This window comes from Mesorhizobium sp. C432A, assembly GCF_030323145.1.
GTDB lineage: Bacteria > Pseudomonadota > Alphaproteobacteria > Rhizobiales > Rhizobiaceae > Mesorhizobium.
The window spans coordinates 653,196-675,969 of the sequence record NZ_CP100470.1; the positions used below are offsets into that span (position 1 = coordinate 653,196).

19 protein-coding genes and 1 pseudogene are annotated in these 22,774 nt (G+C 64.6%); 12 read left to right on the top strand and 8 right to left on the bottom strand.

Translation table 11 applies throughout. The features are described 5' to 3' along the window. Positions 1-4: 4 nt before the first annotated feature. Entirely contained in the window at positions 5-1,363 is a 1,359-nt protein-coding gene (locus tag NLY33_RS02965; RefSeq protein ID WP_023703591.1) for an LLM class flavin-dependent oxidoreductase, read from the bottom strand. A 191-nt stretch (positions 1,364-1,554) separates the two neighbouring features. Between NLY33_RS02965 and NLY33_RS02970 the strand changes: the two genes are divergently transcribed. Next, a complete protein-coding gene (locus tag NLY33_RS02970) occupies positions 1,555-3,357 on the top strand; it encodes a dipeptide ABC transporter ATP-binding protein (protein WP_023703592.1) in 1,803 nt (600 codons plus the stop codon). A 77-nt stretch (positions 3,358-3,434) separates the two neighbouring features. On the opposite strand, the pseudogene NLY33_RS02975 reads toward NLY33_RS02970, so the two are convergent. Beyond that, positions 3,435-3,614: pseudogene (locus tag NLY33_RS02975) on the bottom strand (ATP-binding cassette domain-containing protein); the annotation flags it as partial. Positions 3,615-3,754: 140 nt separating this feature from the next. Here NLY33_RS02975 and NLY33_RS02980 point away from each other — a divergent pair. From NLY33_RS02980 to NLY33_RS03000, 5 genes are all read left to right on the top strand, one after another. Next, positions 3,755-4,990, top strand: coding sequence for an ROK family transcriptional regulator (locus NLY33_RS02980; RefSeq protein ID WP_023668835.1), 1,236 nt, complete (start codon positions 3,755-3,757; stop codon positions 4,988-4,990). 14 nt (positions 4,991-5,004) lie between these two features. Further along, positions 5,005-6,084: a Gfo/Idh/MocA family protein gene (locus NLY33_RS02985; RefSeq protein WP_023703593.1), complete on the top strand. Its 1,080-nt coding sequence runs from the start codon at positions 5,005-5,007 to the stop codon at positions 6,082-6,084. Then, on the top strand, positions 6,084-6,920 hold the full coding sequence (locus tag NLY33_RS02990) for a sugar phosphate isomerase/epimerase family protein (RefSeq protein ID WP_023703594.1): 837 nt from the start codon (positions 6,084-6,086) through the stop codon (positions 6,918-6,920). The genes NLY33_RS02985 and NLY33_RS02990 overlap by 1 nt, the downstream gene beginning before the upstream one ends. 210 nt (positions 6,921-7,130) lie before the next feature. Continuing rightward, the gene (locus NLY33_RS02995; RefSeq protein ID WP_245261013.1) at positions 7,131-7,718 is read left to right on the top strand and encodes an alpha/beta fold hydrolase; all 588 of its coding nucleotides are present in this window, start codon (positions 7,131-7,133) and stop codon (positions 7,716-7,718) included. Beyond that, positions 7,715-8,608, top strand: a complete 894-nt coding sequence (locus NLY33_RS03000; RefSeq protein ID WP_023696938.1) for an ROK family protein — start codon at positions 7,715-7,717, stop codon at positions 8,606-8,608. The genes NLY33_RS02995 and NLY33_RS03000 overlap by 4 nt, the downstream gene beginning before the upstream one ends. 26 nt (positions 8,609-8,634) lie before the next feature. On the opposite strand, the gene NLY33_RS03005 is transcribed toward NLY33_RS03000, so the two are convergent. The 6 genes from NLY33_RS03005 to NLY33_RS03030 form a co-directional block, all read right to left on the bottom strand. Next, positions 8,635-9,633 carry an ABC transporter ATP-binding protein gene (locus tag NLY33_RS03005; RefSeq protein ID WP_023703596.1) on the bottom strand — a complete coding sequence of 333 codons (999 nt, stop codon included), beginning with the start codon at positions 9,631-9,633 and terminating at the stop codon, positions 8,635-8,637. A gap of 30 nt (positions 9,634-9,663) precedes the next feature. Beyond that, complete coding sequence (locus NLY33_RS03010) at positions 9,664-10,725, bottom strand: Gfo/Idh/MocA family protein (protein ID WP_023703597.1); 1,062 nt, start codon at positions 10,723-10,725, stop codon at positions 9,664-9,666. Between the two features lie 250 nt (positions 10,726-10,975). After that, a complete protein-coding gene (locus NLY33_RS03015) occupies positions 10,976-11,815 on the bottom strand; it encodes a carbohydrate ABC transporter permease (protein ID WP_023668842.1) in 840 nt (279 codons plus the stop codon). Between the two features lie 227 nt (positions 11,816-12,042). Then, positions 12,043-12,972 (bottom strand): carbohydrate ABC transporter permease, encoded by a 930-nt coding sequence (locus tag NLY33_RS03020; protein WP_023707791.1) that lies wholly within the window; start codon positions 12,970-12,972, stop codon positions 12,043-12,045. 245 nt (positions 12,973-13,217) lie between these two features. Further along, positions 13,218-14,477, bottom strand: a complete 1,260-nt coding sequence (locus tag NLY33_RS03025) for an ABC transporter substrate-binding protein (protein WP_023668844.1) — start codon at positions 14,475-14,477, stop codon at positions 13,218-13,220. Between the two features lies 1 nt (position 14,478). Then, positions 14,479-15,435, bottom strand: coding sequence for an N-acetylmuramic acid 6-phosphate etherase (locus NLY33_RS03030; protein WP_023684261.1), 957 nt, complete (start codon positions 15,433-15,435; stop codon positions 14,479-14,481). Between the two features lie 198 nt (positions 15,436-15,633). On the opposite strand from NLY33_RS03030, the gene NLY33_RS03035 reads away from it, so the two are divergent. From NLY33_RS03035 to NLY33_RS03060, 6 genes are read left to right on the top strand one after another with little or no spacing between them, the layout of a single operon-like run. Beyond that, the gene (locus tag NLY33_RS03035) at positions 15,634-16,512 is read left to right on the top strand and encodes a glucosamine kinase nucleotide-binding domain-containing protein (protein WP_023703600.1); all 879 of its coding nucleotides are present in this window, start codon (positions 15,634-15,636) and stop codon (positions 16,510-16,512) included. Next, positions 16,509-17,291, top strand: a complete 783-nt coding sequence (locus NLY33_RS03040; protein ID WP_023668847.1) for a GntR family transcriptional regulator — start codon at positions 16,509-16,511, stop codon at positions 17,289-17,291. Before NLY33_RS03035 ends, NLY33_RS03040 begins: the two co-directional genes overlap by 4 nt. Continuing rightward, positions 17,288-18,319: an SIS domain-containing protein gene (locus tag NLY33_RS03045; RefSeq protein WP_023703601.1), complete on the top strand. Its 1,032-nt coding sequence runs from the start codon at positions 17,288-17,290 to the stop codon at positions 18,317-18,319. The genes NLY33_RS03040 and NLY33_RS03045 overlap by 4 nt, the downstream gene beginning before the upstream one ends. Continuing rightward, complete coding sequence (gene nagA, locus NLY33_RS03050; protein ID WP_023684263.1) at positions 18,316-19,491, top strand: N-acetylglucosamine-6-phosphate deacetylase; 1,176 nt, start codon at positions 18,316-18,318, stop codon at positions 19,489-19,491. Before NLY33_RS03045 ends, nagA begins: the two co-directional genes overlap by 4 nt. A gap of 9 nt (positions 19,492-19,500) precedes the next feature. Further along, complete coding sequence (locus NLY33_RS03055; protein WP_023707790.1) at positions 19,501-20,625, top strand: NAD(P)/FAD-dependent oxidoreductase; 1,125 nt, start codon at positions 19,501-19,503, stop codon at positions 20,623-20,625. Positions 20,626-20,683: 58 nt separating this feature from the next. Beyond that, a complete protein-coding gene (locus NLY33_RS03060) occupies positions 20,684-22,738 on the top strand; it encodes an ABC transporter ATP-binding protein/permease (RefSeq protein ID WP_023707789.1) in 2,055 nt (684 codons plus the stop codon). The last annotated feature ends 36 nt before the right edge of the window (positions 22,739-22,774 follow it).

A 22,774-nucleotide genomic window follows, 5' to 3' on the forward strand; every position in this document is an offset into this window, starting at 1 on the left:
CAAGTCAGGATACGGCGCGCACATTGTCGCGCTGTTCGGCGAAGCGGTTGGCCGGCCGAGCCAGGCCGAAACGGTCACGCAGCGTCCCCGGCGCATATTCGGTGGGGAATACGCCGCGGCGCTGCAGTTCCGGCACGACCTGCTCGGCAAAATTCACCCAATCCTCCGGGAGCAGCGGGAACATCAGGTTGAAGCCGTCGGCGGCACCTGCCTCGAACCAGTCCTGCAGCTGATCGGCGATCTGGTTGGGCGTGCCGACGACGGTCGGCACCGAACCGCTGTTGGCGAGCTTGCGAGCGATCTCGCGCAGAGTGAGGTTCTGCTTCGACCATTCCTTGACGCGATTGAGCGAGGTGCGGCCGCCATTGAAGGTGCTCTCGTCCGGCAGCGGCGGCAGCGGGCCGTCCGGCGGATATACGGAGAGATCGACGCCGCTCCAGCTCGAGAGAAGGTCGATGCCGACCCGATCGGGAAGCAAGCTCTGCAGATACTCCTGCCGCTCGCGTCCCTCCGCTTCGGAAGCTGCGACGATCGGCAGGATGCCCGGCAGAATCTTGAAGCTCTCGGGCTTGCGGCCATAACGGGCGAGGCGCTCGTCGATGTCCTGCCTATATTTGGTGCCGTCTTCCTTGGTGCTGTAGATGGCAAAGTGCGCATCGGCGTGCGCGGTAGCGAAATTCTTGCCGTCTTCGGACGAGCCGGCCTGGACGATCAGCGGATGGCCCTGCGGCGGGCGCGAGACATTGAGCGGTCCGCGCACCTTGAAGTGCGGACCCTTGTGGTTGATCGCATGGACCTTGTCGGGATCGGCGAAATAGCCCGATGCCTTGTCGATAAGCAGGGCTTCGTCTTCCCAGCTGTCCCACAGTGCCTTGACGATATCGAGGAATTCGGTGGCGCGCTCATAGCGAAAGGCGTGCTCGATATTGCCGTCGCGGCCGAAATTGCGGGCCTCCTCGTCCATGGCCGACGTCACCACATTCCAAGACGCCCTGCCCTTGCTGATATGGTCGAGCGAGGCAAACATGCGGGCGACATTGTAGGGCTCGCTGTAGGAGCTCGAGGCGGTGGTGATGAGGCCGATATGCCTGGTCACGCCGGCAAGCGCCGACAACAGCGTCAGCGGTTCCAGGCGGGCATTGGCGTAATGGGCTACGCCGCTCTGTACGGAATCCCAGATCGCGACATGGTCGGCGACGAAGATCGTATCGATCCTGGCGCGCTCGGCAGACTGGACGAGATCGCGGTAGAAGTCGAAGTCGAGCACTTCGCGGCCCGGCGCGCGCGGATGGCGCCACGACATGCGATGATCGCCCTGCGGATTGAAGAAAAACGCGCTGAGGATCATGTGGTCGCGTGCCATGCCGGTCTCCTTGCAGAACTGCTTCAGGCGACCGTCGCGATGCCTCGACCGGCTGCGACAATCTCTCCTGAGCGGTGAAAGGTAGATTGCGCTCCAGCTTAATTCGAGTAATTTTATAGAGATTGTGCGGCGCGAAAGCGGAAGCGATTGCCCTCGAAGACCGCGCCGAAAGAAAGTGGTTTCAGCAAGACATGTCGTCATCGGTTCTGAACGTCGAGCAGCTCACCGTCGCCTATGATGAACGCCGGGGATCGCATCCGGCCGTCAACGGCGTGTCGCTCACCATCGGCGAAGGCGAAGCGCTCGGCCTTGTCGGCGAGTCCGGCTCGGGCAAAAGCTCGGTGGCACTCGCTATTCTGCGCTATCTGCCGAATAACGCCCGGATCGCCGCGTCGGCGCTCGAGTTCCAGGGCCGCGAGATCCGCAATCTCTCCGGCGAACAGCTGCGCCGGCTAAGGGGCGATCGCATCGCGGCCGTCTACCAGCATCCGGGTGCGGCGCTCAATCCGGCCATGACGATTGGCCGGCAGATCACCGAGACGATCATGCGGCATCGCCCGGTTCGGCAGGACGAAGCACGCACCCGCGCCGCCGAGCTGCTCGGCCGCGTCAGGGTGAGCAATCCGGAGCGGGTGCTCGATCTCTATCCGCACGAATTGTCGGGCGGCATGCAGCAGCGCGCCAACATCGCGATTGCCATTGCGCTCGACCCGTCGCTGCTGGTGCTGGATGAGCCGACGACGGCGCTTGACGCCAGCGTCCAGTCCGAGATCGTCGCCATCCTGCAGGACTTGCGCCGCGATCACCAAACCAGCGTTCTGCTGATCAGCCATGACATCAACATGGTCCGCCGGGCCTGCGATCGGGTGGCCGTGATGCAGTCGGGGACGGTGGTCGAAAGCGGCATCGCCAACGATGTCTTCGAGAACCCTGTTCACGCCTACACCAAGGCGCTGATCGCCTCGATCCCGGCGCTCAACTTCACCAAGCGCGACGGCAGGCTGGCCGAGATGCACACAACCGGCCCGTCGAAGCCTGTCCGCAGCGATCAACCGGAAGCCGCACGTCCGATCGCCGTCGCCTGCAAAGGCATCAGCCACGCCTTCGGCTCCCAGGCCGTCCTGCACGATATCGACCTGGAGATAGCCCAGGGCGAGACGTTCGGGCTGATCGGCGAATCCGGCTCCGGCAAGTCGACATTGGCAAGGATCGTGACTGGCCTCCAGACGCCGGACGCTGGGTCGGTCGAGCTGTTCGGCAGCACTGTCGCGCCGCGCGTCGAGAAAAGAAGCCTGAGCGAACGGCGCGACGTGCAGATGGTGTTCCAGTCACCCGACCGCACGCTCAATCCGCGCCAGCGGATCGGCAGGATCCTCGGCCGTCCGCTGCGGCGGCTCGCCGGCTTTAGCCGCAGCGAGGTGAAGCAGCGTGTCGGCGATCTCCTGGCCTCGGTTCGTCTTGCCGCTACGACCGTCGACCAGAAGCCGAGATCGCTGTCTGGTGGCCAGCGCCAACGGGCGGCGATTGCGCGCGCCTTTGCCGGCGTGCCGAAGCTCGTGGTGTTGGACGAGCCGACCTCTGCGCTCGACGTTTCCGTGCAGGCGACCGTGCTCAATTTGCTCAACGACCTGCAGCGCGACAAGGACACCACCTATCTGTTCATCAGCCACGACCTCAGGGTGGTGCGCTATATGGCCGACAGGATCGGCGTGCTCTATCGCGGCCGGCTGGTCGAGACGGGATCATCCGAGCAGATTTTCCGTGGCCCCAACCACCCCTACACGAAGCTGCTTCTGGCCGCGTCCTCGGATGAGACGGCGCCGAGGGCTCCGGCTCAGCTCCACGTCGCGGCACACGATGCCGAGACCTCCGGATGCTCCTTTGCCGCCCGCTGTCCTGTCGCGCTGCCCGATTGCCGAAAGGCGCAACCACCCGTCAGGCAGGCCGGCGACGGTCATCTGATCGCCTGCTGGAGAGACGCAAGCAGTCTCTGATTGCGAAGCGGGCAACTGACAAGCCTTCTTTCGAGGAGATGTCCCCCGGCCGATGCGGCCGGAGGACAGGCTTGGGAGGCGCCTGACGTCGGCTGGAAATTTCCGGCGATGGTTTTGACCAGCGTCGATTTGCCGGCGCCATTGTCGCCCGTCAGGCCGAGAACCTGGCCCTCATTGATGTCGAGCGAGACATTGTCCAGCGCGCGAACGGCACCGAAATCCTTCACGATATGTTCGAGACGCGCTAGAACCGTCATCGCATCTTCCCATGCCAATTTGTAAGTTTCTGATACAAATCATCGTTTGAAACTTGGGTTCAATGGGCTTGGAGATGCTGAAGATTTATTGCAATGCGCCCAACCTTGGGTCTTTCAAACCGCCTAGAAATTCTATTAGTATGTCGAGCAAACAAATTGTGGAGAACGACGTGCTGGTGTCGACCGATCTTCGGCCGAACGAAACGCGGGCACTTGCGGCGCTGTTTCGTGCCGGCGCGTCGAGCCGGGCAGCGCTCGCACGCGATCTCGGCCTGACCCGGTCGACCACCGGCGCCCTGGTGCTGGGGCTGACGGAAGCCGGTCTGGCGCGCGAGCGGTCGGATGGAGCGGATGACGAGCAGGATAGCGAGGGTCGGGTCGGCCGTCCCGGTATCCTGGTCGAGATCGACGGCAATGGCGGCTTCTTCCTTGGCGCTTATATCGGCGTCAACTGGATCGCAGTCGTGACTGTCGACCTTGCCGGCGCGCGGCGTGCGAGCGCCTCTAGGGCATTTGCCGGCCCCGGTAGCACGCCCGAAGCCGCGGTCGACATCATCGGGGAACTCGTCGCCGAGATCCGCTCACAATTGCCTGCGGGCACGCGCCCCTACGGGCTCAATGTCGCCGTGCCCGGCTTCCCCGCCGCCGACGGGATTTCATACCATGCCACCATCCTTGGCTGGCACGGGGTCAATCTGGCGGAGCTTTTGCGCACTGCCTTTGGCGCGGACTTTCCAATCCTCTTGGAAAACGATGCCAATGCCGTGGCGGTGGCCGAGACATACCGGGCGCAGCCGGGCAAGGACCATGAGGATGCTCTGGTCATCCTGATCGAGAACGGCGTTGGCGGCGGCATCATCAATGCCGGCAGGCTGCATCGCGGCCGGCTCGGCGGCGCCGGCGAAATCGGGCATCTGCGCATCGGCGACGAAGGTTTTGTCTTCGACGCGAAGCGCCCGGGCCGACTGGAATCCTATGTCGGCAAGGATGCTTTACTGGCTCGCTATTTGCACATAAGCGGACTGCGCGCCGGCGTGGATGAGTTTGTCGCAGCGCTGGCCGGCGGCGATCCGGCAGCCGTTGCCACCGCGCGCGACTGGGCGCTCTGGTTCGGCCGCGGCCTGGCGACACTTGCCTGCACCTTGCAGCCGGAGCGCATCATCCTCTCCGGCTCCGTCAATGCTGTCTATCCCTTTGTCGCCGAGCAGGTGGAAGCTTTTTTGCTGGAGTTCCTGGCTGAAGGTTACCCCGTTCCTACGGTCGAACTGTCGCGCGTCGGGGCCGACGGTCCGGCATTGGGCGCTGCCTGTCTGCTGCATCAGGCAGCTTTGTCGGGCGATCCGCAATTTCAACTTCGCGGCCTCGCCGCGCGCTAATCAGGAGAGATTCCATGCCTCGCAAAGACGAAAAGCGGCTGCGTGTCGGCGTGCTCGGCTGCGGTCCGATTGCGCAGGCAGCGCATTTCGAATCCTGCACCAAGGCACGCAATGCCGATCTCCATGCCATCTGCGATGTCGCCGACGATCTGCGCGACAGGATGGCCGCGACCTACGCGCCCGAAAAATCCTATGCCGACTACGGCCAGATGCTGGCCGATCCCGACCTCGATGCCGTCATCATCGCGACATCGGACATTTTTCACGTCAAGGCCGCGGAACTGGCGCTCGATGCCGGCAAGCATGTGCTATGCGAAAAGCCGCTGGGCGTTTCGGTCGAGGAGGTCGAAGGCTTGCGGGCCACGCTCGACAAGAGCGGCAAGGTGCTTCAGGTCGGCCATATGAAGCGCTTCGATCCCGGCATCCAGGCGGCAAAGGCTTTCGTCGACGACGAAATGGGCGAGCGGCTGGCGTTCAAAGGCTGGTACTGCGACAGCACCCACCGCTACCCGATGACCGATGCGGTGCAACCGCTGATCATCACCAGCGCCAAGGCGCGCAAGCCTGCCGTCAATCCCAAGGCGGATCTGCGCCAATACTACATGCTGGCGCATGGCAGCCATCTCCTTGATACGGCGCGCCATCTGCACAGGCCGATCGAGGCGGTGGAGGCCCGGCTCACCGAGCGCTATGGCGCCTATTGCTGGTTCGTCACCACCATCTTCGCCGACGGCACGATCGGCCATCTCGACCTGACGGTCGCCGTGCGCATGGACTGGCACGAAGGGTTCCAGATCTACGGCCAGAACGGCAGCGTTCTCGCTAAGACGTATAACCCCTGGTACTACAAGAGCAGCGAGGTCGACATTTTCCGCGAGGCCGATGGCAGTTGGCACCGGACGCTTGGCGCGGATGGCCACTTCTATCGCCGGCAGCTCGAAGGCTTTGCCGATGTCGTGCTGAATGGCGCGCCCATGATCGGCGCCGGCATCGAGGACGGCATCGCCTCGGTCAGGGGCATGGCGGCCATCGCCCGCTCGGCCGCTGCCGGCGGCCGCGCCGTCCGTCTGGCCGATGTCGACGGGGTCGCGTGATGCAGCTTGGGATTTTCGCCAGGACCTTCGCCACCACCGGCGCCTCGCCGGTGCTGCGCGCGGTCGCGGATGCCGGCTATAGGGCGGCGCAGTTCAACATGGCGTGCCTTGGCCTGCCGCCGATGCCGGACAGCATCGAACGCGACGCGGTCCGGTCCGTCGCTGAGGCGAGCGGCGAGGCCGGCGTTTCGATCGCGGCGGTTTCGGGAACCTACAACATGATCCACCCGGATCGCACGGTTCGCATCCAGGGACTCGCCCGGCTTGAGGTACTGGCCGCGTCATGCGCCGATATGGGCACGCGACTGATCACGCTGTGCACCGGCACAAGGGATGCGCAGGATCAGTGGCGCTGGCATCCCGACAATGCAAGCGAGGCGGCGTGGAGCGATCTGCGGACGGAGATGGAAGCGGCGATCGCGATTGCCGAGCGCTTCGACATCGAGCTTGGCATCGAACCGGAACTGGCCAATGTCCTCTCCAGCGCCCGGGCCGCACGCCGCCTGCTGGACGAAATGAACAGCACGCGGCTGCGCATCGTGCTCGACCCGGCCAATCTGTTCGAAGTGGCCGACAGCGCGGAGCGTCATCGCCTCATCGACGAAGCCATCGATCTGCTGGCCGCCGAGATCGGCATGGCCCATGCCAAGGACCGCCATGCCGATGGCAGTTTTGCCGCAGCCGGAAAGGGCGTGGTCGACTTCCCGCATTTCATCGGCCGCCTGAAGGCTGCCGGGTTCGACGGCCCCTTGATCACACATGGCCTGACAGAGGCCGAGGCGCCAGGTGTCGGCGCCTTTCTGCGCACCGTACTGGAAGGAAGCGAGCGCGCGTGAAAGAGACCTTCAGCCGCGATGGCGTCGATCTTGCCTACCGGGACGTCGGCGCCGGGCTTCCCGTCATCTTTCAGCACGGCCTAGGCGGCGACGACGCGCAGGTCGCCGACGTGTTTCCCGATCTGCCGGTGACCCGGCGGGTGACGCTCGAATGCCGGGGCCAGGGCGGATCCAGCTACGGGCCGGTCGAGCGGCTTTCGGTTGCGACGTTTGCCCGAAGACGTCGAAGCGCTGGCCGACGCTCTCGGCATCGGCTCGGCCGTCGTCGGCGGCATCTCGATGGGCGCGGCGCTGGCGCTGCGCCTGGCAGTGCACAGGCCGGCCCGTGTGCGCGCTTTGGTGCTCGCCCGGCCCGCCTGGGTAGCCCAGGCGGCTCCGGAAAATATGAGGCCCTATGCCGTGGTCGGCGATCTCCTGATGCGCCATTCGCCTGACGCCAGGCGTCTGTTCGATGACAGCGCAGTTGCCGCAGAGCTAGCGAGGCTGGCGCCGGACAATCTCGCCAGCCTGCAAGGCTTCTTCAATCGCCCGGACCCGGTTCTGTTCGGTAGGCTGCTTTCGGCGATCGCCGGCGATGGTCCCGGCGTGAGCGAGGCGGACATCCGCGCTATCGCGGTGCCGACTCTTGTCATCGGCCATGACCATGACCTCGTCCATCGCCTGGCCGACGCACAGACGCTGGCCGGACTCATTCCGTCGGCCCGGCTTTGCACCATCACAGCCAAATCGCAGGATCGCGCCGCCTACCGGCTGGAATTCCGCGCCTGTCTTTCGGAATTCCTGGAACCGCTCGCATGACGCATCAAACGATGGACGACACGATCGCCGTGGTCGAGATCGGCGGCACGTCGGTCAAGGTTGGCTTTGCCGACCACGGCATCCCGGTGGATTTTGCCCGCACCTACCCGACCGCGCAACTGCGCAAGGGCGCGCCTGTGGCGGGGTTGGCCGATGCGGTCACCGCAGCCTGCCGCGATGCCGGGCTCAAACCTGCACGGGTCGTTGCGACGGTGCCTGGGTTCATCGACCGCGACTTCGACACGGTGCTGCACACGGCCAACATTCCCGAGCTGAACGGCATCCGGCTGGGTACGGAACTGGCATCGCGGCTCCGCGTTCCCGTGCGGCTCGAACGCGACGTCGTGCTGCAATTGCTCGGTGAAAGCGTTGCCGGCGCGGTGAAGCGGCAAAAGGAGGTGCTGGCGGTCTATCTCGGCACCGGCATCGGTGCGGCCTATCTCGGCAAGGACGGCATTTTCAGGGGTGGCGGCTGGGCGCTCGAGATCGGCCACATGCCGATCTACCGGCCCGACGAAAGCGGACCGCCAAACCGCGTCGAGACCTACGCCTCAGGGGCAACGCTTGTCGACCTTGCCGCGGACTACGATATCCCGGTTGCCGAGCTGTTTTCGGCAACCGGGCAGCCGCCGTCGCTGCGCGAATGGCTCGATGAGATCGTCTGGCAGCAGGCGGTGACCATCGCAACGGCAGCCGCTTTGTTTTCCCCGCAGACGATCCTGATCGGTGGCGGCATTGTCGACATGAAGTCCTATCCCCGCCAGGCGCTCAAGCAGCGCATCGCGGACAGCCTGCCGCATTCGCTTGTTGTAGAGCCTCTGGACATACGCTGGGCGGCCCTGGGCTGGCAGGCGGCGATCCATGGCGCGGTGCTGCTCGGCGCGGTGTGATCGCCGTGGTTGCTGTCGGCGAAGGATTACTTGATCGTCTTCCCGTCCGCCCCAAACCGGTATGTCTTACCCGGCTCCGGCGTTGCATACAGCGTCGCACCTGGCTCGGCGTCGTAGACACCGAAAATGCGGACCGTGATCAGCCCGGCCTTTTCGCAGTCGAGATAGAGGTTGGTGTCGGCGCCGAGATGTTCGGCATGCACCACCGTTCCCTTCCAGGCGCCGGATTTTGGATCCACGGTCAGATGCTCCGGCCGCACGCCAATGGTCTTGGCCGTCTCGCCCAGCCGCGCGCCGTCGATGAAGTTCATCTTCGGTGAGCCGATGAAGCCGGCGACAAATTCGTTTGCCGGCGAATTGTAGAGCTCCATCGGGCCGCCGATCTGCTCGATCTGGCCGGCGTTGAGCACGACGATCTTGTCGGCCAGCGTCATCGCCTCGACCTGGTCATGGGTGACGTAGATCATCGTCGCCTTCAGACGCCGGTGCAGCTGCGCGATCTCGAGCCGCGTGTTGACGCGCAGCGCTGCATCGAGGTTCGACAAGGGCTCGTCGAAGAGAAACAGTTTTGGCTCACGCACCACGGCGCGGCCGATGGCGACGCGCTGGCGCTGGCCGCCCGACAGTTCCGCCGGCCGCCGCTCGAGATACGGTTCCAGCGACAGCATCGACGAGGCGACGCCGATGCGGCGTTCGATCTCCGGGGCGGGCGTGCCGGCCTGCTTGAGGCCGAGGCCCATATTGTTCTTCACCGTCAGATGCGGGTAGAGCGCGTACGTCTGGAACACCATGGCGATGCCGCGTTTTGCCGGGGGCGTGGCCGAGACATCGGCGCCGTCGATCACCACCCTGCCGGAGGTCGAATCCTCCAGCCCGGCGATGACCCTGAGCAAGGTTGACTTGCCGCAGCCAGATGGGCCGACGAAGACGACGAATTCGCCGTCGGTCACTTCGAGGTTGATGCCTTTCAGCACCTCGACCGGCCCGAAGGCCTTCTTCACATTCTCGATTACCAGCGAGCCCACGGCTTCGTCCTTGTTCTAGAGTTTGCCCTACTAGAGCTTAACTGGGGCGCCGCTGCGCACGCTCTCATCGGCGGCAAGGCAGACGGCGAGCGATTTCACCGCGTCGTCCATGTGGCGGGTCAGGTCGATGTCTTCCCGGATCGCCTTCAGCACGAAGGCCTGTTCGAGGTCGCAGAGATCCTGGTGGCCGGGTTCGCCGTCCATCGACAGCATCTCGTCCGGCCTGGCGAACTTGCCGTCCGCACCCATCGCAGCGCTGTGCAGGCGGATGGTCGAGGTCTTGGTGTGGGTGTCGATGTCGTCCGACTTCACACCTTCCTTCATGACGATCGACACGCAGCCATTGGGCGACATCACGTCCTTCACGAAGAACGCCGTTTCCGAAATCATCGGTCCCCAGGCAGCTTCGTACCAGCCGACCGAACCGTCATCGAACAGCACCTGCAGATGGCCGTAATTGTACATGGTCGGCGCGATTTCCTCGGTCAGCCGCAGCCCCATGCCGCGCACCTCGACCGGCTTGGCGTCGGTGATCTGCAGCATGACGTCGAGATAGTGCACGCCGCAATCGACGATCGGCGACGTCGTCTGCATCAACTGCTTGTGCGTCTGCCAGGTCGGGCCCGACGATTGCTGGTTGAGGTTCATGCGGAACACGTAAGGGCCGCCAAGCTTGCGCGCCTCGGCGATCAGCCGGACCCAGGACGGGTGATGGCGCAGGATATAGCCAATCACCAGCTTTCTGCCATTGGCCTTGGCCGCCGCGACGACGCGCTTGGCGTCCGCCACCGTCGTTGCGAGCGGCTTCTCGACGAAGACGTGGCAGCCGGCCTCGAATGCCTTCACCGCATAGTCGGCATGGCTGTCGGAATAGGTGGCGATGCAGGCGACATCCGGCTTTTCATCGCGCAACGCGTCGTCGAAGGAGCGCCTGATGCCATAGCCCGACAGCCCGTCCGGTAACGGCACGTCGGAGCGGTTGATCAGGGCCGCGATCTCGAAGCCCGGATTAGTGTGGTAGGCCAGCGCATGGCTACGCCCCATATTACCGAGGCCTGCGACGACGACGCGAAGGGGCGATTTAGAGGTCACCTAACTACTCCAGATGTTCCAGTTGTTCCTTCTGAGAGGGTGTCACCCCACCCGGCGCTTCGCGCCGACCTCCCCATCGAGGGGAGGTAGGACGTTGGCGCGAACACCCTCACTGCCAAAGAAGCTTCTCCGAAAGTCGCCCTTTGGCGGTCGTGAATGAAGCCACGACCTTTTACCTCCCCTTGATGGGGAGGTCGGCGCGCAGCGCCGGGTGGGGTGAAGGCTCCAGCAGAGATTTGTAGGGCTCCGCTCACTTGACGGCTCCGGATGTGATGCCGCGGATCAGCTGCCGCGAGAAGATGACGTAGAGGGTCAGCACCGGCATGATCGCCAGCGAGAGTGCGGCCAGGATGGCGTTCCAGTTGGTGACGAACTGGCCGAGGAAGAGCTGCGCGCCGAGCGTCACCGTTTTGGTCTCTTCCGACGGCGCCAGGATCAGTGGGAACCACAGATCGTTCCAGATCGGGATCATGGTGAAGACGGCGACCGTCGCCATCGAGGGCCGCACCAGCGGCAGCACCAGCCGGAAGAAGATGGTGTATTCCGACAGCCCGTCGATGCGGCCGGCATTCTTCAGATCGTCGGACACCTGCTTCATGAATTCCGAGAGGATGAAGACCGCCAGCGGCAGGCCTTGCGCGGTGTAGACCAGGATCAGCGCCGTCAGCGTGTTGACCAGCCCGCTCGCCACCATCAATTGCAGGATGGCGACGGTGCCGAGCCGGATCGGGATCATGATGCCGAGCGCGAGGTAAAGCCCCATCAGCGTGTTGCCGCGGAAGCGGTATTCCGAGAGCGCGAACGCCGCCATCGCGCCGAACAGAAGCACGAAGAACAGCGAGGCGACGGTGACGACCAGGCTGTTCTGGAAATAATGGATGAAGTCGCCCTGGCCGATCACCGTGGTGTAGCCGATCAGGTCGAAGGTTTTTGGCGTCGGCGGCGTCAGCGGCTCGCTGAAGATGCCGGCGCGCGATTTGAACGAGTTCATGATGACCAGGATCACCGGAAACAGCGCGATCGCCGTGTAGGTCAACAGGATCGCGTGGGCGCCGATGGTGCGGGGCAGCGAACGGGTGGCGGTGCTCATTGGAAGGTCTCCTGACGAGCGATGACTGTTGAGGTCGGCACCAAGGCACCCCCCTCTGTCCTGCCGGACATCTCCCCCTCAAGGGGAGAGATTGGCAGCGTTGACCTTGCCGTCCACCTTGCAACGCTGGTGATTGGCGAAAGCGACGATGACATCTGATCTCCCCCCTTGAGGGGGAGATGCCTGGCAAGGCAGAGGGGGGTGTTTAGCCGTAACATGTCTGCCCCTCAGAACTGGTAGCGACGCAGGCGCGTCTGGACGAGGAAGAGGTAGACGCAGACGCCGCCGAGGATGATCAGGAACATCATCGTGGCGATCGCCGCGCCCATATTGGGATCGCCGGTCTGCAGCTGAAAGCCGAAGAAGGCGCGGTAGAGGAAAGTGCCCAGAATGTCGGTCGAATAGTTCGGGCCGGCGAGCGCCCCTTGCGCGGTGTAGATCAGGTCGAAGGCGTTGAAATTGCCGACGAAGGTCAGGATCGAGATGATGCCGATCGACGGCAGGATCAGCGGCAGCTTGATCTTCCAGAACTGCGACATGCCGGTGATGCCGTCACATTCGGCCGCCTCGATCACCTCTTCGGGGATCGACAAAAGGGCTGCATAGATCAGCATCATCGGGATGCCGACGAACTGCCACACCGAGATCAGGCTGAGCGCGGTCAGCGCATATCGTTCCTTGCCCAGCCACGGCGTGAACAGGCTTTTCAAGCCGACCAGGTCCATCAGATGCGGCGCCACGCCCCATAACGGCGACAGGATCAGTTTCCAGGCGAAGCCGACGATGACGAAGGACAGGATGGTCGGCACGAAGATCGCGGTGCGGTAGAAGGCGGCGAACCTCAGCCTCGGGCTGGAAAGAAGTGCGGCCAGAAGCACGCCGATCGGGTTCTGCACCACCATGTGGATGATGAAGAACCAGGTGTTGTTCCTCAGCGCGTTCCAGAAACCCACCGACCAGTTGGGGTCGCCGAACAACGTACGGAAGTTGGTGAAGCCAACGAACACCTGATGCTGCTCGACGTTGCGGAACAGCGACAGCTGCAAGGTGCCGGCCAGCGGCAGGATCATGATCGCCGTATAGACCAGCAGCGCCGGCGCCAGGAAGACGCCGATATGCCAGCGGAACGGTCGTTTCGGTCGTGTTTGTGCGGCCATGAGTGCGGTCCCCGCCGATCAGGTTTAGCAATGCCTTCGACGGCAGCGCTGCCCCTCACCCTCACGCTCTCCCCGTGAAGGACGGGGAGAGGGGGCGCCTGCGTTTCGGCTGATCCTTCTCCCCGTCACTATACGGGGAGAAGGTGCCGGCAGGCGGATGAGGGGCGGCGCCGTCGTTCGCAGTCGATGATGCTGTCGAAAAACGCAGGGCCGTCCACTTGGGGCCCTGTCTGTTGTCTGAGCTCTTACTTGCCCGGCTTGTACCAGCTGTCGAGGCCGTCCTGCAGCTTCTTGGCGGCAGCTTCCGGCGTGTCGGTGCCATTGATGACGTTGGCCGATTCAACCCAGGTTTCGTTCTCGAGGTTCGGCGTGCCGCGCGACAGGATCTGGTAGGTCGAGCGGATCGTCGACTTGCACTTGTCGCGCCAGGAGACGAATTCCTGCGCCAGCGGGTCTTCCATCTTCACCGGGGTGGAATTCAGGCTGAAGAAGCCCGGCAGTGCGTTGGCGTAGATGGTGGCGAAGTCCGGCGAGGCGACCCAGGACAGGAAGGTCTTGGCCGCGTCGGCATTCTTCGACGCCGCATTCAGGCCCATGCCGATATCGGTATGGTCGGAGATGTAGCAGGTGTCGCCGGCCTTCTCGACCGGCGGCGGGAAGGCGCCCATCTTGAACTGCGCCTGGGTGTTGAACAGGCCGATCTCCCACGATCCCGCCGGGTAGATGGCGGCGCGGCCAAGCGTGAACAGGTTCTGGCTGTCCGGATAGGTCTGGGCCTCGAAGCCGTCGCCGAGATAAGGCTTCCACTTGGCCAGTTCCTCATAGGGAGCAACCCAGTCCTTGTCGGTCAGCTTCTGGTCGCCCTTGATCAGCGCTGCGCGGCCCTCTTCGCCCTTCCAGTAGTTCGGACCGATGTTCTGATAGCCCATGGTCGCGGCTTCCCAGAGGTCCTTGGTGCCCATGGCCATCGGGATGTAGGTGCCGTCGGCCTTGATCTTGTCGAGCGCGGCGAAGAACTCGTCACGCGTCGTCGGCACCTTGAGGCCGAGCTTGTCGAAGGCGTCCTTGTTGTAGATGAAGCCGTGAATGACCGAGGCCATCGGCACGCAGAAGCTCGCCTTGCCGTCGTCGGTCTGCCAGGCGGCCTTGGCAACGGGCGAAAAGTTTTCCATGCCGGGCAGCGCCGACAGGTCGGCAAGGTTGCCCTTCTTGAACAGTTCGAGCGACTTGTCGAACGGGCGGCAGGTGATCAGGTCGCCAGCCGAGCCGGCGGCGAGCTTGGCGCCGAGTGCGGCGTCATACTCGGTCGGCGCCGACGGTGCGAACACCACTTTGATGCCCGGGTTCTTGGCCTCAAAAGCCGGGATCAGCTTGTCCTTCCAGATGGCAAGGTCGTCGCCGCGCCAGCTTTCGATATTGAGCGTTACGTCATCGGCGTGAGCCAACCCGGCGGTGCCGAGAATGCTGGTGCCGAGAAGCAGTGCCGTCAGTAATTTCGTTGTCATGCTAGTCTCCCTGTTGACCTTTTTCAGGTTCGGTTTTGAGAACAGGGGCCTTCGCGCCCTTGTTCCCCTCGATCGCGGAAAGGGCTGGCCGCAGCTTCTGGCCGGTCCCTTCCAGTATCTTCTCGGCCGCAACGGAGTTGGCAGCGCCGGCGGCGAGCAGAATGGCTGTCTTGACGACGCCGCCGCTCGCTTCGAGCAGCCGCACGGCGTCTTGCCGGTCGCGTCCGCTGATAGCGGCGACGATGCGAGCCGCGCGGTCGCGCAGCTTGATGTTGTCGGCGGTGAGATTGACCATGTAGCCGTCATGGACATGGCCGAGATGAATGGCGGTAAGCGTCGACAGCATGTTGAGCGCGATCTTCTGGGCAGTGCCGGCGCCCATGCGCGTCGAGCCGGCAATCACCTCCGGTGGCGTCTCGAGCAGGATGGCGACGTCGGCCAGCCTGAGCAGGGGCGTGTCCTTGTTGTTGGCAATGGCGATGGTTGCCGCGCCCCGGCTGCGCGCATCCTTCAGCGCCTGCACCGCATAGGGCGTCGAGCCGCTGGCCGAAATCGCGATCAGGCAGTCGCCCTTGCCGATGCCGGCGCCGGCAATTGCCGTCGAGGCTTCGTCGGTGTCGTCTTCCGGTCCGCCGGCCAGGGTCTTGAAAGCGTCGTCGCCACCGGCGATGAGGATGGCGATGCGTTCGCGCTTGATGCCGAAGGTGCCGGGCAACTCCAGCGCGTCGGCCAGCGCCATCAGGCCGGAGCTGCCGGCCGCAGCATAGGCGAGCTTGCCGCCGCCGTTCAGCCGCCCGGCGATGATTTCGGCTGCGGCGGCGATGGCGGGAATGGCGTCGCGCACAGCCTTGGCGGCCTCGATCTGCGCATTGACCAAAGAAGAAAGGATGGCGTCCGGGGCCTGGATGTCCAGTCCCTCGGCATTGCTGTGAAGCGCTTCGGTGCGCGGTTCGGCCATCCCTGTCCCTCCGATGGAAGAACAATACCAAAAAAATACCACTTGTCCACACGCATTAACGAAATTGCGAACTGGAAAGCGTTGAGCCGGCGAAATTCCCGGGTTTTCAACCTGATACGCCTTAATCTTTTTGAAACGGAAATTAATCCCTTGGCTATTGGTATTTTATTGGTATTATCCGCCCGGAGGAGACATCGCGTGAAATTCGTGCTCGGTATCGACGGCGGCGGCACCAGCTGCAGGGCAGCCCTTGCGACAGGCGATGGCGTTGTCGTTGGCCGTGCCAAAAGCGGCGCCGCCAACATCCGCACCGATCTCACCGGCGCTCGCACCCACATCGTCGAGGCTGCTCGTCAGGCCTTCATCGCCGCCGGGCAAGATCCGGACCTGATCCCGCAGACACCAGCCATTCTCGGCCTTGCCGGCGCCAATGTCGGCACCTACCGCCAGCAGCTTGAAGCAATCCTGCCGTTCAGCATCAGCCGCGTCGAGACGGACGCCGAGATCGCGCTCGAAGGGGCAGTCGGCTCTGGTGACGGCGCCATGGCCATCCTCGGCACCGGCACCGCCTATATGGCGCGCAAGGGCGGCACGTCGCGCGCCATCGGCGGCTGGGGCTTTCAGGTCGGTGATCAAGGCAGCGGCGCCCGGATCGGCCGCGACCTGCTGGAGCAGACGCTGCTCGCCCATGACGGCGTCCGGCCGCGCTCAGCCCTGACCGACAGCATGATGGCCATTTTCCGCAACAATCCCGAAGACGTGGTCGAGTTCACCACCAATGCCAAGCCCGGCGATTTCGGCGGCTTCGCGCCCAAGGTTTTCGAGCATGCCGAGAAGGGCGACAGCGTCGCCAACTGGATCGTGGACAAGTCGGTTGCCGATGTCGAGGCGTCGCTCCACGCGCTCGACCTCTCTGATGACGCCCCGCTCTGCCTGCTCGGCGGGCTGGCGCCGCTCTATGGGCCGCGCCTTTCCCAGCGCTACCAGGCGCTGCTGAAAGCGCCGCTCGACGATGCGCTGGGCGGCGCCGTGCAGATGGCGGCCCGCATCTTCGTCAAAGCGGAGGCGACGCGATGAGCGATGCCGCCGACCAGATCTTCGCCACGCTGAGGCAGTCGTCGCAGAGCGGCGCCCCGCTCTACCTGCAGCTCAGGAAAAGCATCGAGGACGCCGTCAATCGCGGCCTGATCGGGCCGGGCGATGCGCTGCCTTCCGAGCGCGACATCGCCACCAAGGCCGACATTTCGCGCGTCACCGTGCGCAAGGCGGTGCAGGATCTGGTCAAGGGCGGCATCCTCGTGCAGCGCCACGGCTCCGGCACCTTCGTCGCGCCGCGCATGGAGCGCGTCGAGCAGTCGCTGTCCAGGCTCACTTCATTCACCGAGGACATGGCAAGGCGCGGCATGGCGGTGCGTTCAGCCTGGCTCGACCGCGACCTCTACCCGCCCTCGCCCGACGAGATGATGGTGCTCGGCCTGTCCTCGAACGAGTTGGTGGCGCGCGTGGCGCGCCTGCGCATCGCAAACGACACGCCGCTGGCCATCGAACGCGCCTCGTTGTCGGCCAGCGTGCTGCCGGATCCGGCCGGGATAGGCTCGTCACTCTATGCGGCGCTGCAACTGACCGGCAACCGGCCGGTGCGGGCGGTGCAGCGCATTTCCGCCGCCAATCTCGGCGACGCCGATGCGCGTCTGCTCGAAGTGCCATCCGGCATTGCCGGCCTGCACATCGAACGCATTTCCTATCTCGCGAGCGGCAAGGTGATCGAGTTCACCCGCTCCATCTACCGCGGCGATGCCTATGATTTCGTCGCCGAATTGCGCCTGACAGGGCCGAGCGAAGAGGGCCGACCATGATCCCCAAGACCACCCATATGCGGCGCGAGATCGACGAAATTCCGCAAGCCGTCGCGCGTCTGCTCGATGGCTCGGCGGCGGTGCTGACCGAGGCCGGACGCGGCATTCGCGAGCGCGATCCGAGCTTCGTCGTTACCGTCGCGCGCGGTTCGTCCGACCATGCCGCCACCTTCATGAAATATGCCGTCGAACTGACCGCCGGCCTGGCCGTCGCTTCGGTCGGTCCATCGGTCGCCTCGATCTACGGCGCCAAGCTCAAGCTCGCCGGTTCGGCTTGCCTCGCCATCTCGCAATCCGGCAAAAGCCCTGATATCGTCGCCATGGCCGAGACGGCACGAGCCGGCGGTGCGCTCACCGTCGCCATCACCAACACCGCCGATTCGCCGCTGGCGCGGGCTTCGGATTTTGCCATCGACATTCTGGCCGGCCCCGAGCGCAGCGTCGCGGCGACCAAGACATTCGTCAATTCGGCGGTCGCCGGCCTGGCGCTGATGGCGCATTGCACCGGCGACGACAGACTGCTGGCCGCCCTTGCCCGCCTGCCCGAGCATTTCAGCAAGGCGATCGCCTGCGACTGGATGGCGCTGGCCGGCGCATTGGAGACGCCGCAATCGCTGTTTATCCTAGGACGTGGCCCGTCGGCGGCGATGGCCGACGAGGCGGCGCTGAAATTCAAGGAGACCTGCGGCATGCATGCAGAGGCCTATAGCGCCGCCGAAGTCATGCACGGCCCGCTGGCCCTGGTCGGGCCAGGCTTCCCGGTGCTGGCGCTCGCCGCCCGCGATGCCTCCGAGCCGTCCGTGGCAGAGGCTGCCGACAACCTTGCCGGCAAGGGTGCAGCCGTTTTTGTAACCTCGGACAAAGCCAAGAGCGCGGCGCGGCTGCCGCATGTCGCCACCGGTCATCCCTTGACCGACCCGCTGACGCTGATCGTCTCCTTCTACGGCTTCGTCGAAGCCTTCGCCCGCCATCGCGGCCTCGATCCGGATGTACCGCGCAATCTGCGCAAGGTGACGGAAACCGTATGAGCGACCGTTTTGCCCTGACTGGCGCCCGAATTTTCGATGGCGACGACTGGCATGACAACGCCGCCCTTGTCGTGCACGGCGATGTGGTCGAAGGCATTCATCCCGTCGGCGCCATTCCGTCGGGCGTTGCCCGCATCGACGCCGGGGGCGGCATGCTGGTGCCGGGTTTTGTCGACCTGCAGGTCAATGGCGGCGGCGGCGTCATGCTCAACGACCATCCCGATGTCGCCTCGCTGGCAACAATCTGCCGGGCGCATGCGCCGTTCGGCACGACCGCACTGCTGCCGACGCTGATCACAGATACGCCTGACATCACCGCCGCGGCCATTGCCGCCGGCACCGGGGCGGCACGGCAAAAACTGCCGGGATTTCTCGGCCTGCATCTCGAAGGGCCGCATCTCTCCGTCGCCCGCAAGGGCGCGCATGAACCGGCGCTGATCCGGCCGATGACGGATGCGGATGAAGCGGCGCTGGTCGCGGCACGCAAAAACCTGCCGGTGCTGCTGACGACGATAGCGCCTGAATCCGTCGAGCCTGCCCGCGTTGCGGCCTTGGCCAAGGCCGGTGTGATTGTCAGCCTCGGCCATTCCGACACCGGCTACGCCACGGCCAGAGCCTTTGCCGATGCCGGCGCCAGCGTGGTCACACATCTGTTCAACGCCATGAGCCAGATCGGCAACCGTGAGCCGGGGCTGGCGGGTGCGGCCATCGACATAGGCAGTCTGTCGGCCGGGATCATCGCCGACGGCATCCATGTCGATCCCGCCACCATGGCAATCGCGCTGCGCGCCAAGCAGGGGCCGGGCAGGATCGTGCTGGTCACCGACGCCATGGCGACGATCGGCACCGCCATGACGTCGTTCACCCTCAACGGCCGCATCATCTATCGCAAGGATGGCAGTCTGCGGCTGGCCGACGGCACGCTGGCCGGCGCCGATCTCGATATGATCTCGGCCGTCCGCTACATGCACAGGATCGTCGGGCTGGACCTGTCGGAAGCGTTGCGCATGGCCTCGCTCTATCCGGCGCAGGCGGTCGGCCAGGCCCACCGGCTCGGCCGCTTCGCCAATGGCACGGCTGCCGATATCGTCGCTCTGTCGGACGCCCTCGACGTCAACGGCGTCTGGATCGGCGGCGACAAGGTTTTTGCAGGCGCGGACAGTCCGCGCTAAAGTCCACCCATGCATGATGTCGACTGCGTTGTCGCCGGAGCCGGTGTTGTCGGCCTCGCCATTGCCCGCGCGCTGGCGCTGTCGGGCCGCGAGGTGCTGGTGGTCGAGAAGGCCGCAGCCATCGGCACCGGCACCAGTTCGCGCAATTCGGAAGTCATCCATGCCGGGCTTCATTATACGCCGGGCAGCCTGAAGGCCCGTCTCTGCGTCAACGGCCGCGAGCGTCTCTATGCCTATTGCCGCGAGCACGACGTCGCCCATCATCGCACCGGCAAACTGATCGTTGCCGTCGAACCCGACCAGTTGGACAAACTGCAGGCGATCCAGATCAACGCGGCGCAATGCGGAGTCGGTGACCTCACGCTTTTGACGCGCGCAGAGGCCGAAAGCCTGGAACCGGCGCTGAGCTGCGCCGGCGCGCTGCTGTCGCCGTCGACCGGCATCGTCGACAACCAGGCGCTGATGCTGTCATTGCGTGGTGACGCGGAAGCGGCCGGCGCATCTTTCGCCTTGCTCACCGGTGTCTCAGGCGCGAGCATCGAAGCCGATGGCATCCGGATTAATACACGCGACGCCGATGGCGAGGGTTTCACCTTGAAGACCGGCGCCTTCATCAACGCCGCCGGCCTCGACGCGCAGGCGCTCGCCGGCCGCATCGAAGGCCTCCCGCAAGACCGTGTTCCGCCGCTGTGGCTGGCGCGCGGCAATTATTTCGCGCTTTCCGGCCGCTCGCCCTTTTCGCGGCTGATCTATCCGGTGCCGGTCCATGGCGGCCTCGGCGTGCACCTGACCCTCGACATGTCGGGGAGCGCGCGCTTTGGCCCGGATGTCGAATGGATCGATCGCGTCGACGATACCGTCGATCCCGCACGAGGCGCTGCCTTCTACGACGAAATCAGGCGCTACTGGTCCGGCCTGGCGGACGGCGCCCTGCAACCGGCCTATGCCGGCGTCAGGCCGAAACTGTCCGGTCCGGGCCAGCCGGCCGCCGACTTCGTCATCCAGGGACCGGCTGACCACGGGGGCGGTCAGATCGTCAATCTGTTCGGCATCGAGAGCCCTGGCCTTACCGCCAGCCTCGCCATCGCAGAACATGTCGTTGGGCTTTTATATCCCAATGACGGGCGTTCCTGAAACGTCGGGCAGGCGCATACCATGAAACCTTTTGATATGGAGGTCGTTGTCGGGGCATATGTCCGAGGCAAAACCCAAATCGAAACCGGCCGACGGTGTCGGAGCGCGCGATGCCGCGAAGTCGCGTCGGGAAAAGCCGTCACGGCAAACGCGCGGAGATGGACCGCGCGAGGACACGCCGCGCGAGAAAAAAGCATCGGCCGCCGAAGCCACGTCCGAGCCCGTTGGCGAGGCTGCGCCGCCGCCGGATGCCGTCGAACCCGATCCCAAGCTGACGCCTGAGCAGGCCGAGCAGGCGCGCAAGAAATATCTGCTGCGGCGTTTCTGGATCAGCGGGCGCGGCTATTGGGGGAGGCATGGCGACAAGCTCGCCTGGCCTTTGACGATCGGAGTGCTGCTGCTGATCTGCATCAACATCGGTTTCCAGTATGGCATCAATGTCTGGAACCGCTCGATGTTCGATGCCCTCGAGCAGCGCAACGCCCGCACAGTCTATCTCCTCAGCGCCGTATTCGTGCCGCTGGTGATCTGCAGCGGCAGCCTTGTCGTCGCGCAGGTCTACCTGCGCATGACGATCCAGCGCCGCTGGCGTTCCTGGCTGACCACCGGGGTCGTCGCGCGCTGGCTGGCAAACGGCCGCTACTACCAGCTGAACCTCGTGGGCGGCGACCACCAGAACCCCGAGGCCCGCATGACCGAGGATCTGCGCATCGCCACCGAGTCGCCGGTCGATTTCACCGCCGGCGTCCTCAACGCGTTCCTGTCGGCCTCGACCTTTATCGTCGTGCTGTGGACCATCGGCGGCGCGCTCACCCTGCCGATCGGCGGCGAGAGCATCACCATTCCCGGCTTTCTGGTCATCACCGCGATCATCTATGCCGCCATCACCTCGACCTCGATGGTGGTCATCGGCCGCGATTTCGTCCAGCTCTCCGAGCGGAAGAACCAGGCGGAGGCCGAACTGCGTTACACGCTGACGCGCGTGCGCGAAAACGGCGAGAGCATCGCCTTGCTGGGAGGCGAGGACGAGGAGCGCAGCGGCATCGACAGAAATTTCGGCCACGTGCTGAGGCAATGGGCTCTGCTGACCGGACAGCACATGCGCACGGCGGCGGTGTCGCAGGGATCGAGCCTGTTTGCGCCGGTCGTGCCGATCCTTTTGTGCGCGCCAAAATTCCTCGAAGGCTCGATGACGCTTGGCGAGGTGATGCAGGCGGCGTCTGCCTTTGGCATCGTGCAAGGCGCGTTCGGCTGGCTGGTCGACAACTATCCGCGCCTTGCCGACTGGAACGCCTCCGCGCGGCGCATTGCCTCGCTGATGATGTCGCTAGACGGGCTCGAGCGCGCCGAGCAGAGCGATGCGCTCGGACGCATCAACCGAGGCGAAGCCGAAGACGGCGCCATCCTCAGCCTCGACAATCTTTCCGTGACACTCGACGACGGCACCTCCGTGGTCAAGGAAACCGAGGTCGTGATCGAGCCGGGCGAGCGGGTGCTGGTTTCAGGCGAATCCGGTTCAGGCAAGTCGACGCTGGTGCGGGCCGTCGCGGGCCTGTGGCCATGGGGCGGCGGCAGCGTCAATTTCCACACCGACAGGCGCCTGTTCATGCTGCCGCAACGCCCCTACATCCCTTCCGGAACGCTTCGCCGCGCGGTCGCCTATCCCGCGGCGGCGGACAAGTGGACCATCAAGCAAATCAAGGCTGCCCTCGACAAGGTGGGGCTTGGCTATCTCACCGGCAGGATCAAGGAAGAGGCGCCATGGGACCAGACGCTGTCGGGCGGCGAAAAGCAACGCCTCGCCTTCGCGCGCCTGCTGCTGCATCGCCCCGATATCGTGGTGCTGGATGAAGCGACTTCGGCGCTCGACGAGAAGAGCCAGGACACGATGATGTTGACGGTGATCCGCGAACTGCCTGACGTCACCATCATCAGCGTGGCGCATCGTGCGGAGCTCGAAGCCTTCCACAGCCGCAAGATCACCCTGGAGCGGCGCGAGGGCGGCGCCAAGCTCGTCAGCGACGTCGACCTCATCCCGCGCAAGCGCAAACGCAGCCTGCTGAACCGCGCTTTGTGGGGTTCCAGCACTCGGGTGAAAAAGCCGCGCAGGTAAAAGGCGCCACTGCCGAACCGCGAACAGATGTCCAGG